This is a genomic window from Bacillota bacterium, assembly GCA_009711825.1.
GTDB lineage: Bacteria > Bacillota > Proteinivoracia > UBA4975 > VEMY01 > VEMY01.
The window spans coordinates 74,943-90,420 of record VEMY01000009.1; the positions used below are offsets into that span (position 1 = coordinate 74,943).

General features: G+C 47.3%; 9 protein-coding genes. 5 read left to right on the forward strand and 4 right to left on the reverse strand.

Going from position 1 to position 15,478, the window contains the following annotated elements:
- Window position 1: 1 nt before the first annotated feature.
- From FH749_04335 to FH749_04350, 4 genes are all read right to left on the reverse strand, one after another.
- The gene (locus tag FH749_04335) at window positions 2-3,433 is read right to left on the reverse strand and encodes a hypothetical protein (GenBank protein ID MTI94706.1); all 3,432 of its coding nucleotides are present in this window, start codon (window positions 3,431-3,433) and stop codon (window positions 2-4) included.
- On the reverse strand, window positions 3,426-5,168 hold the full coding sequence (locus FH749_04340; GenBank protein MTI94707.1) for a DUF2075 domain-containing protein: 1,743 nt from the start codon (window positions 5,166-5,168) through the stop codon (window positions 3,426-3,428). The genes FH749_04335 and FH749_04340 overlap by 8 nt, the downstream gene beginning before the upstream one ends.
- Before the next feature lie 10 nt (window positions 5,169-5,178).
- Window positions 5,179-7,764, reverse strand: coding sequence for a hypothetical protein (locus tag FH749_04345; GenBank protein ID MTI94708.1), 2,586 nt, complete (start codon window positions 7,762-7,764; stop codon window positions 5,179-5,181).
- A 187-nt stretch (window positions 7,765-7,951) separates the two neighbouring features.
- The gene (locus FH749_04350; protein ID MTI94709.1) at window positions 7,952-9,229 is read right to left on the reverse strand and encodes a DNA cytosine methyltransferase; all 1,278 of its coding nucleotides are present in this window, start codon (window positions 9,227-9,229) and stop codon (window positions 7,952-7,954) included.
- Window positions 9,230-10,687: 1,458 nt separating this feature from the next.
- Here FH749_04350 and FH749_04355 point away from each other — a divergent pair.
- From FH749_04355 to trpA, 5 genes are read left to right on the forward strand one after another with little or no spacing between them, the layout of a single operon-like run.
- Window positions 10,688-12,739 (forward strand): BglG family transcription antiterminator, encoded by a 2,052-nt coding sequence (locus FH749_04355; GenBank protein ID MTI94710.1) that lies wholly within the window; start codon window positions 10,688-10,690, stop codon window positions 12,737-12,739.
- Window positions 12,730-13,185: a PTS sugar transporter subunit IIA gene (locus FH749_04360; GenBank protein MTI94711.1), complete on the forward strand. Its 456-nt coding sequence runs from the start codon at window positions 12,730-12,732 to the stop codon at window positions 13,183-13,185. Before FH749_04355 ends, FH749_04360 begins: the two co-directional genes overlap by 10 nt.
- Window positions 13,182-13,448 (forward strand): PTS sugar transporter subunit IIB, encoded by a 267-nt coding sequence (locus tag FH749_04365; protein MTI94712.1) that lies wholly within the window; start codon window positions 13,182-13,184, stop codon window positions 13,446-13,448. The genes FH749_04360 and FH749_04365 overlap by 4 nt, the downstream gene beginning before the upstream one ends.
- An 18-nt stretch (window positions 13,449-13,466) precedes the next feature.
- Window positions 13,467-14,753, forward strand: a complete 1,287-nt coding sequence (locus FH749_04370) for a PTS ascorbate transporter subunit IIC (GenBank protein ID MTI94713.1) — start codon at window positions 13,467-13,469, stop codon at window positions 14,751-14,753.
- Complete coding sequence (trpA, locus tag FH749_04375) at window positions 14,753-15,472, forward strand: tryptophan synthase subunit alpha (GenBank protein ID MTI94714.1); 720 nt, start codon at window positions 14,753-14,755, stop codon at window positions 15,470-15,472. The genes FH749_04370 and trpA overlap by 1 nt, the downstream gene beginning before the upstream one ends.
- Window positions 15,473-15,478 lie beyond the last annotated feature (6 nt).

Here is a 15,478-nt window from a genome sequence, read left to right on the forward strand (position 1 = left end):
TCTAGTCCTCCTTTGTCGTATATCGGTTGGCGAGCACATCTGCTTCGCAAGATGCATCTACACTGCGCATGGATGACGGGGTTTCCATACCACGTTGCCCCCAAGCTTCATTCCTGTGACCTCCAGCAAAATACATCAACGGCACAACATTACCATAAGACCAGTCCCTGTTACGCTCTGGCTCCCATTTCTGAGGATTCCAATCCTCCCAACGCTGGATGATGTGTTCCATTTGTGTAAGAGTGGCTTCCAACTCGTCAGGGTCAATAGCCTCGATTCGGTTTTCAATAACTTGGCGTATATGATTGTAAAGAGCCTCATCTGGCAGGTGTGGAGGGTCAGCATTGAAAGCTGCATCGCCCTTCAATCGCATCATACCAATCATTATTGCATGGAGGGCCCGCTCCCGAACCGGAGCAGAGAATGGGGTAACACTGGTCGGCTCTACATTGCAATATACACGAGAATGATATCCCTTAAAATGCTCATAGTGTGATTTATCTCTCGGCCTGCCTGGACGATACAGGACAAACACAATACCTGGAGCTTTTGCAGGATTTCGGCCTACGCGGCTGGTCGCCTGTATATATTCAGACGTGGTCTTTGGCTGACCTGCAACCGTCATTAGACCTAATCTCGGAACATCTAGGCCAACAGAAATCATGTTGGTTGCCAGACAGATGTCAATAGGATGTTCTCTGACCTTTCCGTTTTCATCAAGCTCTGCCGGGTATCGAGTGTTCAGATTCGCTAGGCTGGCTGTAACTTTATCTCCAGCGATCCGACTGGTCAGTTCTTCGTCGCAATAAATGTATCTCCTACGCTTATTATATTCCTCTTTGGAGTACCGCTTATTGTAATATCTGCGCTTGTACATCACGTCAAGATGCTGATCGATGTCTGCGCGAATCCAGGTGGCGGCTTGTCCGAGCTCGCGAATACTGTTGAAGTAGCCCACGTTGGTCCAATAAGGATCTCTGTGGGTTTCGTCGCCAACATCCATTGCTTTGGCACCATACAACAAAGCCGAAAACAGACGTATGGCCGTCGTGGTGTCCGAGGGGGAGCCAGTGGCCAAGATTCCAACATATTGACGACCATTTTGCTTCCGATCTTCCTTAGCAAAAAAGGAATTCCCTGCATCAAGGCCGGAAGGAGGGAACTGGAATACCTTACTGGTCCCACAACCATACAGTGAATGACACTGCTCCTTTGCACGACTGATTGTAGCCGTAGAGGCGATCACCTTCGGACGAATTTCCCTGCCGTTCGCTCTTGTTGTGCACAACTCGCTTATCAATGTCTCATAATGACCAACCATAGAGCCTAACGGGCCTGCAATCAGATGCAGCTCGTCCTGAATGATAAGGTCAGGAGATGTCACCTTTATCCCGTCCTTATATCCAAAGAGGCCCTGTGCCTGAGGACGAAAAGGGAGCATAGCAAACTTATCCACAGTCCCCAAAAGCAATGTGGGTGTGGATTCATAAATGCTATCATCTATAACATACATAGGAAGAGCATAGCTGCCTGTAGAGAAATCACAAGCATTTTCTGTATTTCTGCACTGAAAAATGATCCTGTATTTGCCTTGTTGTCCTCTGGCTTTTCTATATCCAGGAGTCTCATAGATACCATGCTTTCGCTCAACAACTCCCATTTGCGCACCGCACCAAGGGCATTTGAGCACGACAAAAGGGTTGCTGCCGCCACTGTTTTTCATTTTATTGTATTTCTTCACGGCATCATCCATTTTGTTAGGGGTCGTCGTGCCACCAACCCATAATCCAATACTGATCCTCGCCTTCCCATACAAATCTTCGTGATCTCTCCGAATCAGGTCGCAGGCGCAAATCATAGCAGCTGCACGTTCGTACTGTTGTGCTGTCAATAATCGCAACGTATATCTCATCAGGATGGCCGTTCCGGAATCATTCTTGTCCATAAGCCTTCTGATAAAAATCGCATAGGCCGACAGCCCAAGATAGGCCTCGGTTTTTCCTCCGCCGGTGGGAAACCAGATTAAATCAACAATCTCGCGTTCATCGCAGCTGCGGTCATACATAGAATGTAAATTCATTAGAATAAACGCGAGCTGAAATGGCCTCCATTTACCGTATTTATCCTTTTCTCCATACCACGTGTTTTTATCGGTCACAGAAGGCAAGGTTTTTATAGGATCTACAAGGCGAATATCTCGAACTCCGTCATCCTCCCATTTTTGCAGAGGAAGATTATAGTGCAACTGCTGCATGAGCATGGCGAGATTCATGTGCTGAAAAGCCGTGCGAATCAACTTGTTTTCTTCCAAGAGCTTCACTCCGCTGCGCATACGGTTTAGGCAGGATTTGCAGTTTTCAATATGCCTTTCGGCCGTGCGGACATATCTGCCCTCCAGCTTTGACTTTTCGATCTCGAGACGGTTAATCCACTTCCCGTACTCGGTGCACATGAGTTCCAGTTCGCGGACTGTATCCTCGAAGTCACCATGGGGACTCATTCCACGCATATCAAGTGTTACACCGGGAATAGTGCTCGGAACAATAGGCTTTATCTCGTATGAGGGGAACACAGCGGATGAAATCCAGGATACTTTTTCAGCCGATTCGTCCCAATCGGCCGCACATCCATGCCCGATAGCATAATTGTGTACGTTGCGATAGAGCAGTTGGTTTGAGTCATAATCATTGTCCTGTGTATTGATACGCTGACTATTGGGTAGCGGGCAAAATCCCAGCTCCGAGTAGAGTTTAAACTTCACCTGAAAGAAACAATCGTCGTCCTTTACGGCATTTCCATCGTTCCTGTTTGTGTTTTCCAAGGTGAAAGTATAAATGGAGTAATCACCTCTGTTGTAGCGGTACGTCATGTCAAATTGCAGTCCCCGTGTGCCTGAAGGTATTTTGACTATGCCGTCCTGGGGTGATGGTAAATCAATGGGTTTTCCCTCATTATTCCAGAAGATTGCCCTTCGAGGGTATCGAACAATATCATTACCAGTAACCTTATCGGCCAATTTCAAAGTAGTATATACGCCTGCAGAGACCTCAATGTGAATTGTATCATTCTTTTTGAGAGCAGCGGTTAGGCTGATTGCCGACTGTCTATATGCATTGGAACGATTAATCAGCTCTTCGGCATCCTCAAGATACTCTGTGCCATCTCCCGACCCTTTAGTCCAAGAATCAGGCTCTCCGGGATCTTCACGATCGTCTCCTCCGGCTTCTATTCCTTCTTCTTCCCGCGTTTCGGCATCACTATCAGTTGTCTTATGAGGAAATAGTACTCCTGCAATATAGCGAGTACGTGGCGGGTCAGTCATAAGAACTTCTTCACCATTATCCTGCGTAAGGCCTTCCCAATCTATAGGATCCGGGCCAATAAGTTCGCGCTCGACAAAACTAAGCAATTGATTACGTCTGTTATCACTCACGAAAAAGCCTCCTTTGTAATAAGGTCAGATACTCTTTGGAAGCTGGCTTAGACTGCATAATGTACAACCCGGATCTCGCCCTGCTCAACCCAACGTACATTAGCTTATCCATGCTAAAGTCCTCGATATCAGTCAAAATAACCACGGTATTCTCCAAGCCTTTATAGGCCTGGATGGTACAAAAAGTAATGCTGTTATTCTCTTTGATACTGAAGTCCCTGATGTCAAATCTGTTAAGAAGAGAGACAACCGAATTCTCCCTTCTGTGTGGGGAGAGGATAGTAATACGCCCGGGCTCAATGCTCATATCTGTCAGTTGATTTAGCAAATCAGCTAACTTATCCCGCTGGTCTTCAGAAGAGGTATAAGTGATATAGTCAACTGGGGGGCCATCCACCTTTGTCCACAATCCGGTAGGAGCTTCAAAACCGGTTACTGTTTGGATTTCTTCACAAATCGGCTTTGTGTTCCTACAATTAAGAGTCAGCCTAAAGCGGCTAAAAGAAGTATAGTCTTCCAAGAGTTCCTTCATTTTCGCACCAGATTGTCCATTTGCGTAAATAGCCTGCATGGAAAAGTCACCAAACATGGTCCAGTGCCCCCGTACTATGCCTTTTCGCAGGCAAGCATTAATGACACTCAGATAGTCGACACAAATCAGATCCTGAGCCTCATCAATAACAATCTTATCAAAATGCTCTTCAGCTTTGCACAGAGCTTTCAGTGTAGCACGAGGCAGATCCTTTTGATAGAATTCCTGTACTCCAACCTTTCCTTGAGGAGTTTGTAGGCTGACACCACGCTCTTTGACAGTCTGGATCATAAATTTATGTAATGTCCCTACGTACTTTGGGCGCAAGGTTTCCGGCATATCATCGAAATAGCTTTTCAGCCATTCAGCAAGATTCGAGTTAAAGCAGAACAGCGCTGTTTGCTCACCCTTTGCAGCGGATTTCTTGACTTCCTCAACAGCCAGAAGAGTTTTCCCTGTTCCCGCCGGCCCATGAATCAGGCAACGGGGATTATCGTCAAGCTGATCCAGACAACGGTACTGCTCTTTTGTAAGAGTAACTAATGCTTCGTCCGCAGTGCGAAGCTGAGCAATCATGGAAATAGCATAATCAAAGTCCCCTCTAAGAAGTGATGCTAGATAACGAACGTCTTCAGCTGTTGGAAGCCTTGATTCATCAAAGTTGCCATATACACTTTCCCATTTCCGGCGCGCTCCATCTGCCAACCGTTCAATAAAACTCTTTACATGATTCGCGTCACGGGAATCAAAGACTTGCCATTGTTCTTCATCTATGCCTGCTGCTTCATATTCTATATCCGGGAACATGACGCCAAAGCCAAAAAACACATTTGAGAGATAACGATGGTCGCTATTGAGCCGCTTTTTCAGGGCAGACACAATACTGAAGACACCATCTTTTGCCTGGTCAAACGGGCCGCGCACCTTTGAGTTCGTCTCTCCATACTTATTGGTAAAAAGCCATATCCCGTTTTCACGTCTTACTCGGCCACCTTTGACCTCAAGAGCGAACAGTCCCATCCGAGGGACTAGAATGAAAAAATCAATTTCCCCGTAGATGACTTTGTTGTGCGTAGAGATTCCCAATGAGTGCAGGACAATCCAATTATCGGTCTGAGGTGAATTCTGAAACCATTTAAATACCCGACGTTCTGCAGAACTTTTTACTTCCGGAGAGATTACCGAAGGAATCATTATAGCCATATTCTGCCTCCTATTCTTCAATCAAGCGGTTGGTATCAGAGACTCCAACGACAATCGGCGAACCTACATCAATAATCTTTAGAACCTTGACCAGTCCAATTCCCTCGATGGCCATCTCAATCGGCTCCCAAATATTAGATGGGTTAATCTCTCCATATTTTTCTAGGGCTTCCACAATCCTGCTTCGCAACAGCATAGATAGGGCTCGCCCGGCCTGTACATGTGCAGATCTAACTTCCCTTGCAGCATCAAATATCTGATCTATAAGTCCGTTTATCACGCTGTTTTCTGTTATAGCAGCTATGTGCTGGAGATCCTGCTTTTGTTGCGGCGCAATGACGTCTTCATCCATCAGCCAACCGCGTACCGTCGGGTATTCTTTCGTACATCCGGCATCCACAAGCTTCTGGTAAATCTCTTCTGGCGTCGATGACTGCTGCTCAATCTCAAGTGCTTCTTTCCATTTTGTTGCTAGCTCTCGAAGTCCGGGCTTTCCACTATTGGACAGCATAATATCAGCCATTTCTTTGATGAGGTCGCGATCCGCCTCTCGAACTACAACAAAATCTCCGACACGAAGTTTATCCGGTAAAATAGAATCAATTTTTTCTGCATCCTGCATGATAACTCCTGTTGCAGAAATAACCTTGTGCCCTGTCTTGTAGAATGCCAGAAACCCGCCCACATAGTTTACAGGTATCACCTCAGCTGTTCCCTCCATGGATTTCATACCGCTGTTGGCGGCATATTGCCTGAACTTGTTTTCACGTAAAACGAGCTCAATTTCACTGAGTTCATCGATTTCGGTAGGCTCTACGGACTTTGGGTTGTAACTTGCCACAAAACGACGGGTGGAAATACTAACCTGATCATTGCTGAAAGAGCGGGTAATTATTGCTTTATTGTCGGAGCTTTTTAACGCTGTATTCCATTTAGCCATCCCATAACTTTTCCAACGGTATTCATAGTCATACAGCAGGACAATGTATCGTGGCGTGTTGAAACTGTACAAAATCTTCCTCATAATCGCACGTTTTAGCCATCCGACGACAACTGTTGCTGAAAATGCTGTACAGCTTGCAGAATAATATTCTGCAGGGTGTAGCACATGGACCATGGTGTGCAAATCATTCTGGCTGCACAATTCCTGCCAATAACTCCGAACGTGCTCTTTTTCGGACCTTTCCGGCACAACGATGCAAACATCTTTATAGTTTTCAACCTGCAGATGATCCGATAAAGCCTCCTGTTTAAGAAGACGGTAATCGGGAGAATATATTTTTTTCAAACAGGTGATGGCTTCCTTGTAGTCCTCATATGTCCCGGGTGCCAGAAATGGCTTTTCGGATGTTAACGTCTGAAGAGAGTCGTCAAGTAGAAGACCTGCTCTTTCGATCTCACTACTCTCAAATGGGATAGTCTCCCGAAGTGCAGCAAAGGCAAGCGCATTCAAGCTGTCGATTATTCGCATCAACTGAGCAGACTGTCCTTTTGATTCGTTTCTGCGGGAGGCAAGTCTGCGGATTGCATCACTTATTTCAGGCCCGTCAACTTCCAGATACTCAACCTGTCGAGTCGAGCAGTTTCTAATTTTTCGATCCATGGGCAGAGGGGAGACATCGTACAACTTCGGCGTAATACTCGTTTCGTCCCATCTCCAAATATTGAATCCCCGCATTTCAAAAGGCTGCAAATCGAAAGAGTTCACAACATCGGTGACACAGGTAATAGGAACGTTCACCCGCATCAAATCATCCAATGCATCTACCTGCGTCACAATGCTATTCGAATCAGACGCATCAATAATAATCGACTGGACAGGATGTTCATTTTCAGAAGCTGCTACAATAGAATACATATCAGGAGCCAATACGATTGAAGGGATACCAGCCATCTGGCCCGCCCCAACATTTTGGATGGAACCGTTGTAATCAACCTGCCCAATGAGGAGAAGATCGTTGATCTTTTTTCCGCCAAGGCGGCAGCCAGCAAACGTCTCTTTCGCACGGATAATTGAAGTCATATTGAAGATGGAGCTGTTCATATGAGTCCTGTAGTCGGCGAGGTCATCCAGTAGTTGTCTATTAGGTGAAACATGCGTAATCTGACTCTCTACTTTTCCCTTGGCTGCAACAAATCGCTTATACTTGCTTAATCTGCGCTGTGTACTTGTGCGTTGAAAAAGCGGAAAAAACTCGATGGGCGCACTGCTAATCAAATCAGCGAGTCGTATTTTTAGACAAGTCTTCCCATCACGTTCTTCAAGACCAAGAAATTCCACCACCGCATTGCCCAACTTCAATTTTTCCCCAGATTGGAAATTGGAAAGACCATACGTCTTTTCAATTTTGCCTTGGGCAATATTATGCAGCAGTTTCATTAGGGTAAAAATAAAGATTGACTGCACTCTTTCCGGGAAAACCATTATGTTGTATTGCCCTTGATGTTGAATCATTTTATCAAGCATCAGGATGCTTGATTTTATAATTGGAGGAACACCGGTGATTTTTGGATCCCCGTCAAATGACAAGCTGATGCCATCAAATGCGCTCTCCCTTAGCAGCAATTGCTCCACATACTCATGCCATTCAAGCATTGGTATCCCTCCTAAATTTTCAGCACCTGATTTGATTGCTTGTAACTCGGACGCTGGTATACTGATGCCTTTACACGATCTTCAATCCGCCCTAAAAAGTGAAAGCTTTTAACAAACCGATCTTGTAGTAGGTCAAAGCCCCAAAGGGCAGCGTAGGAACTTCAATGAATCAACAGGAGACTTATGTCTAGACATTTCTGTCTGCCTTGCAGAGTTGCTTATATATCTCTTCAGCTATAACCTTTGCCATCAATGGAGGTACTGCATTTCCTACTTGAACGAACTGAGCTGTGCGGGAGCCTTCAAAAAAATAATTGTCAGGAAAAGACTGTATTCTTGCAGCTTCACGAACTGTAATGGAACGATGCTGGTGGATATCCGGATGAATAAAGTAATGTCCGTCCTTAGATAGATGGGCCAGAATAGTGTGGCAACTATCCAGATCACCACCCACGACCTTATACCTGTCCGTGAAAGAGGTCCTATTACGGTGTGTTTTTAGTTCATCTGGTAGCTGGTTATAGTTTAATCGTTGACGACGATCTTCCCAAAGTTCAATAGCCCTTTTATAGATCATAATGTCACGTTCAATGTGTGGTCGACTTTGATGAAGAGTCAATACATCGTCTGGAGTTCTTATAGCATTGTCTCGAATATAATTACTGTATCGGGTAGTTCGGTAATGTTTCCTCTCCTGACCAGGAGTCATTTTTGGGAGGTCTTGTAACAAGTCGTACACAGTTCCATTAATCTCAACGGACTTAAACTTGGGATAGTGTAAACCGCTCCCACGCCTCCATCCGATAATAATCATTCTGCGTCGATTTTGCATTACCCCAAAGTCACGTGCGTTTTGCTCGTGGCATTGAATGTCATATCCAACCCGCTTGAGTTCAAATTGAAGGCTCGTCCATGTCCGCCCACCGTTAGCACTTTCAATGCCCATGACATTTTCAAAAACAAACATGGTTGGCTTATACCGTTCTAAAAAGCGGGAGTACAATAAATACAGGTTGTTTCTTGGATCCTGCTCCATAGGTGTTTCCATACGGCTACTTTGAGCCCTTCCCACTAGAGAGTATGCTTGGCATGGGGGGCCACCGACAATAACATCAACTTGAGTAGAATCATTTTCATCAAGGATCCCATCAATTCTGTTAAAAATATCCTTCATCGTACGCTCTGATATCTCAACGCACATGACAGCCTTTAGTACATTCTCGGGTATATGGTCCAAAAACTCCACCCGTGTCATATAACCGCGTAGGTAATCATAATAAACATTCAGATTACCTTTGTTCTTCAAGTAATAATAACAACTTCTTGTTTCAAGTGTTCTGCATGCTATGGCATTCATTTCAATGTGTGCAATCGGATTGAATCCGGACTGAATAAATCCTTCAGAGAGACCTCCGGCCCCCGCAAACAAATCAATGAAGCATAGTTTTGCATTCTTTACAAACATAAAAATTCCCCTGCCTTTTGAGACTCCTTTTTGAGAGAGCTGAGCGCTTAAAAAGATCGCCAAGTATCAGCTTATTCCTAAAGTTAATCCCGTATGATTGTCTTGTGTTTTTCTGCATCCTAAGACTTTTATTTCGGGGCAAAGAGGCTCATCTATTTGGGTGTATCTCCGCCCATCTTTCGGCTTCTAATCACTTTGGGATGACCCAGACCTTGCCGAGAGATTCAAGGCCGGGAATACGGCCCTTGCTATAGAGCACATGCACATGTCGTCGTGTGTGCCCCATTTCTCTGTGGCCTCCGCAATGGAATTATAATCTATAAACGCTCCCCTCGTGTTTATATACAAAAACAGCCCTACATTTTGCAGGGCCTTCCTTGGCGGGCGCAGCTGGTTGCCAAAGTGCAGGCCCTTAAGCTTTGCGTCGCCAACTTTGCTGATATTTCGCATTATATATATCCAGTATATACCTTTTTGTGAACAATTGCAATATGCATTAAGCATTTTGCTGGATCGGTTGGACATCTGCGCCACCTGGTCGCGGATTACAGCGACATGCGTTCCTTCTCTAGCTAGGTCGGCGAAGAGGGCGGCGATTTAGTCTTGATGAGGCAGTAGATCATGATGGCCAAGAGGGCTATAGTTATGAGCGGGTACCATAGACAGGTGACATACCTATCACCTATCTATAGTGTCGATCAAACTGATTTTGCCGATCTTGATACTCTTCACTAGCTGATTTGCCAATAAACCCTTGAGGTCGTCAGCGGCACCAATAACCACCATACATCTACAACCAAGCTATATTGGCTTCATGGCTAGACTAGGCTGCAAACTCATTACTGCGTTTGATTAAAGATTTAGCTGTTACTGGCCACAAATCGGTGGTTGCCAACATAAATTTGCTATAATGTAGATGCGCATTGTGCTAATTTTAGTTTAAGGCTGTCAATAGCTATGACAAAGATCAACTCTTTGAGCAAGGACGTCGATGTCCTGCGTCTTTTTCATCGAACAACAGCAGGCCGGGATGAGCTGTTAGACGGTATTGGCAAACTGACTCTCTTGGGGGAACACTTGACCCCAGAGGAGTGGCGATGTTTGTTAACCTGGTCGGGGAAAGTGGTGGTTTAGGATCTGCTGATTCTGATCGGTAAGGTGTACTGAGTAGGTGCTACTGTACTTAGGGCATTACATTGGGCAAGAATGATTTGACTAAGCAAAACCTAACGCACGATTAGATCGCTCGGCTCTATATGGCTAGGGGACGTTATTATCTCAAAATGACTCTGGAAGTAACCGCCTGCATAGGAGGCTTTTTGTCCCCGTTAAAGTATTTGCCACAACGGTTTGCCAAATAATGATACGCCCAATCCCTTGATTGTCAGGGGGTTGGGCGTTAATGTATGGGTAGAGGAAATAGTAACGGTAAAAATTTGCCACAGGGGAGGTGGTAACATGTTGAATGCACGGCTTGCGGAAATGACTCGTCAACTGATGGCCATAGCGGACTTTCTGACCATAACTGAACTTGCCGACCAGCTCCAGGTTAGTCCAAGAACGGTTAGATATGACCTGGACAAGCTGGACGATTGGCTGGCTGCCAACGACCTGCCCGGTCTTGACCGGCTGAGTGGCAAGGGGATTCGGTTGCGTTTGTCTGACTCTGAGCGCCAGCGTGTTTTGGCGGCTTTGCGCGAGGCTGGTTCTTACGACTATGTGCTTTCTCCTGGCGAGCGCCGACAACAGATCTTTGCCGCGCTTGTGGGGGGAGGGGGCAGGGTTACCCTTTCTAAACTGAGCAAAGACCTGAGCGTGAGCAAGGTGACTCTGGTAAATGACCTGAAACAAGTCCGCAGGCGGTTACAGCCGCTGGGTGTCGTTGTCAGTTCGGATAATAAAGGACTGAGGATCAGTGGCAAGGAGACTGACATTCGAGACGCATTTTACAAGCATGTGTTAACCGCTTTGGATGAACAACAGCTGTTTGAGTTGTTGTACGGCGAATGTGAGAACTGGCAATTGTACCTGAGGCGGGTGTTGCCCGGCAGCCTGGTTTCGTCGGTTGAGAAGGCGCTGCGGCAGTCTGTGCCCGGGAAGTGGTCTTCCGAGCACTTTGCCGGCTTGCTGCTGCTTGCCAGGCTGACCTTTGTGGTTCAGCGGATGCTTCAAGGCCATGTGGTCGCCCGGTTTTCGGCCCAGGTGGACGATGCGTGGCTGGATTGTGGCCAGCTGATGCTAGATAGCCTGGTTGAGTTTGACCTGGATTGCAAGCAAGAAGTCCGGTATCTGGGTTGGTGTTTGCAGGTTGGCATTGTTGGCGATTCTCAGTTTGTGCGCGAATATGTGCGGGCGATGATTGATGCCATCAGTGAGAAGACAGATTTGCAGCTCCGGTTGGATTTGGAATTGGCAGAAGGGTTATATAACCATTTACTAAACTCAGGGATCCAGGCCGGCGCTGCAGTGGAGAACCCGCTCTTGTCGCAGATTCAAGCTAATCATGCGGATATCTATACCGAAATCGAGGAATGGTGCCAAGACAATGATTTTGGCGGTGTGATTCCCAGTCCGGGCGAAGTTGGTTACATTGCCCTGCATTTCGCCGCCGCCCTAGAGCGTCTGTCCGGGCAAACGGTTAAGCGCAAGGCCCTGGTGGTGTGCAGTAACGGGATCGGGACTGCGCGGATGCTGGCAGTGAAGGTGCAAAACAACTTCCCCGCTTTGGAATTGGTCGAGGTGGCTTCATACAGCAACTTTCGTGAGCGCCAGGATTTTGAGGATATCGACTTGATAATTTCCACGCTGCCCCTGCCGGAAGTTCCCAAACCCGTGGTTGTTGTCTCACCATTTTTGTCCACTCAGGACATTAATCGCCTGGCCAGGTTCCTTGGCGACTCGGCTCCAGGTTGGCGAAATCAGGAGAAGCTCGTCGCGGATGTTCTGGACATTGTTGGCAAGCACAGTGACAAGGTCGACTATCTGCTGCTGCGGGCAGAGCTGAACCACTATTTCAGACGTACTCATGCAAGCGAGGATAAGTCAGCACTGACCCGCCTGCTTAAGTTTGAGCATATACAGGTGTTGGCGGGCGGGGGGACCTGGCAGGAGGCGGTTAGTATGGCGGCAGCGCCCTTGCTGGCAGATGACTATATTCGGCAGCAATATGTGGATGCGATGCTCGCTCAGATTCAGACCCTGGGGCCGCATATTGTGATTGCTCCGGGGGTGGCGATGCCCCATGCCAAATGGGAGGAAGGCGCCTTGCGCCCCGGGATTAGCCTCGCGGTACTCAGGGAGCCCGTGCGTTTTGGTCACAAGGCTAATGACCCGGTCAGATTGGTGTTTGTCCTGGTTCCTGGGAAGAAAAATGAACATTTATCTGCTTTGGAGGAGCTCTTTGATCTAGTGGCGTCTGAACGTAATGTCTGCGCGCTGGCGGAGTCCGATAACCCAACTGCTGTTTGGAAGATAATTACTCAATCAAAGGTGGAAGAACAATGCGACTAAAAGATCTAATACTACCGGAGTACATTTCGCTGTCCGTGGAAGCCAGGGATTGGCGGCAGGCAATCGAGATAAGTTGCGCCCCGCTCTTGGGCAAGGCGATTAGCGAGAACTATGTTAAGGCAATCATTAAGAACTTCGAAGAGCTGGGCCCCTATATGGTTATTGGGCCGGGGATAGCGATGCCCCATGCCCGCCCGGAGGAAGGGGTTTTGCAGACTGCAATGTCCTTGACGGTGTTAAAAACCCCGGTGGCATTCGGGCATAAGGCAAATGACCCAGTGCGACTGCTGATAACCCTGTGCGCTCTGGACAGTGAGATGCACCTGCAGGCTGTTGCTGAATTGATGGGTGTTTTGGAAAACAAACAAAGGGTAAATGCGTTAATGTCCGCTCAAAGCGTTATCGATGTCTTAAGGGTTATTGAAATGAATGGAGGTGATGTGTGATGAAGATTCTTACTGTTTGTGGCGCCGGAGTGGGCAGCAGCCTGATGCTGAAACTTTATGTTCAACAAGTATTGGATCAGGAGGGGATTGCCGGAGAGGTGGAATCCACAGATATTGGCTCAGTCAGTGACATGGGTGTAGATATTATCATTACGACCACAGACTTGGCTAACACTCTTCGCAATACCAAAGCCAAGGTTATCGCCCTGGACAACCTGACCGACAAGCAGTTGCTGCGGGACAAGTTGTTAAGTGCAATATAATTAAAGGAGTGTAGTTTGATGGATTTAATCCGGACTGTTTTTTTGTTCATAGTCGAAAACATTCTCAGTGAAGCAGCTTTTTTGGTTGGCCTAGTCGTTTTGATTGGTATGTTGGCCCAGAAAAAGCCGGCCAAAACGCTGGTAGGCTCGACAGTCAAGGCCACGGTTGGATTTCTATTAATTGACGCAGGCGCCAAGAGTATGGGAATTACTCTGCTGCCAGTGCAGCCGTTGCTCCAAAGTATCTTTAACATGGACATAACCGAGGTCAATTTGGATGCCGCAATTGGTTCTGGCATGGCTGCATTCGGCGCAACAGCTACTTTAATTTTCGCCTTTGGGTTTCTGGTCAATGTTTTGTTGGCTCGGATCACGAAGTATAAGTACATCCACCTATCTGCCCATGTGTCCTTCTTCTATGCCGGTCTGATTGCAGCGCTGCTGACTGTTAATACTGGTCTGTCCACGCTGTGGATAACAATTGTTGGCTCGCTGATGCTAGGTGTCTATCTGACAGCTAGCTGTGCAATGGTCGCTCCGTTGATGAAGCATGTCCCCGGCGGTGAAGGGTTTACTCTCGGACACTCCAGTTCCATCGGTATTGTTATCTCGGGGCATCTGGGTAAATTGTTTGCCAAAGGCAAGCGCAGTCTGGAAGAGATTAAGCTTCCCGACAGTCTCAGTTTCCTGCGGGAGACCACCATTGCCCTCAGTGTCATAATGACTCTCTTCTTTGTCCTGCTGGTTCTTCTGGCTGGAGGCAGCTTTGTCCATGGTGAAGTCAGTGGCGGCCAGAACATGTTTATCTTTGCAATCATGCAGGGTCTGCAATTTGGTGTTGGCATCACAATCATCATTACCGGTGTGCGGATGATGCTCGGCGAGGTAGTTGCAGCGTTCCACGGTATTTCTCAGAAAATCGTGCCCAATGCGATGCCTGGCTTGGATGTGCCGCTTTTATTCCCCAATCATCCAACCTGTGTTATCGTTGGCTTCCTTTCCAGCTTGGTAGCAGCCACCCTGGGGATGGTAATCTTAGCTGCCACACATTATCCGATAGTTGTGTTCCCGCCCCTGATTCCCGTATTCTTTACTGGCGCGATTACTGCTATCTTTGGTAACGCGACTGGTGGCCGCGTAGGCGCAATTGCCGGCTCATTCGTCAATGGTCTGATACTGATCTTTGGACAGGCACTTCTGTTGCCTTCCATTGGCGCATATGAGTCTGTGATGCGGGTGCTGTCTGAGACCGACTACGCATTCTTCGGCCCGATAATTGCCTGGATTCTGCAGCTGTTTGGCTAATGGATCGCTTTGAGGGGTTGCGGACAAGGAAAAGTCTTATTGGCTATCTTACACTCGGATATCCGGACAGGACACGGTTCTTTCAGGCCGTGGCCGCCGTTGGCAATGCTGGTATAGACGCACTGGAGGTCGGGCTTCCTTCCCGGGATCCGTACATGGACGGCAAGGTTATCGCGGACAGTCATGCTCATGCCCTGGAAAACGGATGGACGTCTGAAGACTTGCAGGATGATTTGCACAAGGTTCGGGAAATTATGGGAAATATTCCGCTGTTGTTGATGGGGTATCGGCAGGATATTCAGGCGGTAATTCACGGTGATTTGAACGCTGTTGACGGGATTATCTGTCCCGACGGCCAGGAGTTGTCACTGCCGGAGTCGCTGGCATCAATACAGATTTGCGACGAGACCATGGACGACGTGCTCTTGAAGGATAAGGTCTCCAGAGCCAGTGGTTTTATCTATGTCCTGTCTGCTAGGGGCAAGACCGGGGCAAAACAGGAAGTCCCATCTGCCTATGTGCAAACAATCCAACGGCTGAAGAATCTCACAGATCTGCCGATGCTTGTTGGCTTTGGGGTTAACTCTCCAGATGCGGCCCGGACGGTGGTAAACAATAACGCCGATGGAGTAATCATTGGCAGTGGAATTGTGCAGCGCCTGGATGACTTGGACAATCTAATTAGATATTTAGTAGAAATAAAGTCGGCGCTTAGTTAGCGCCGA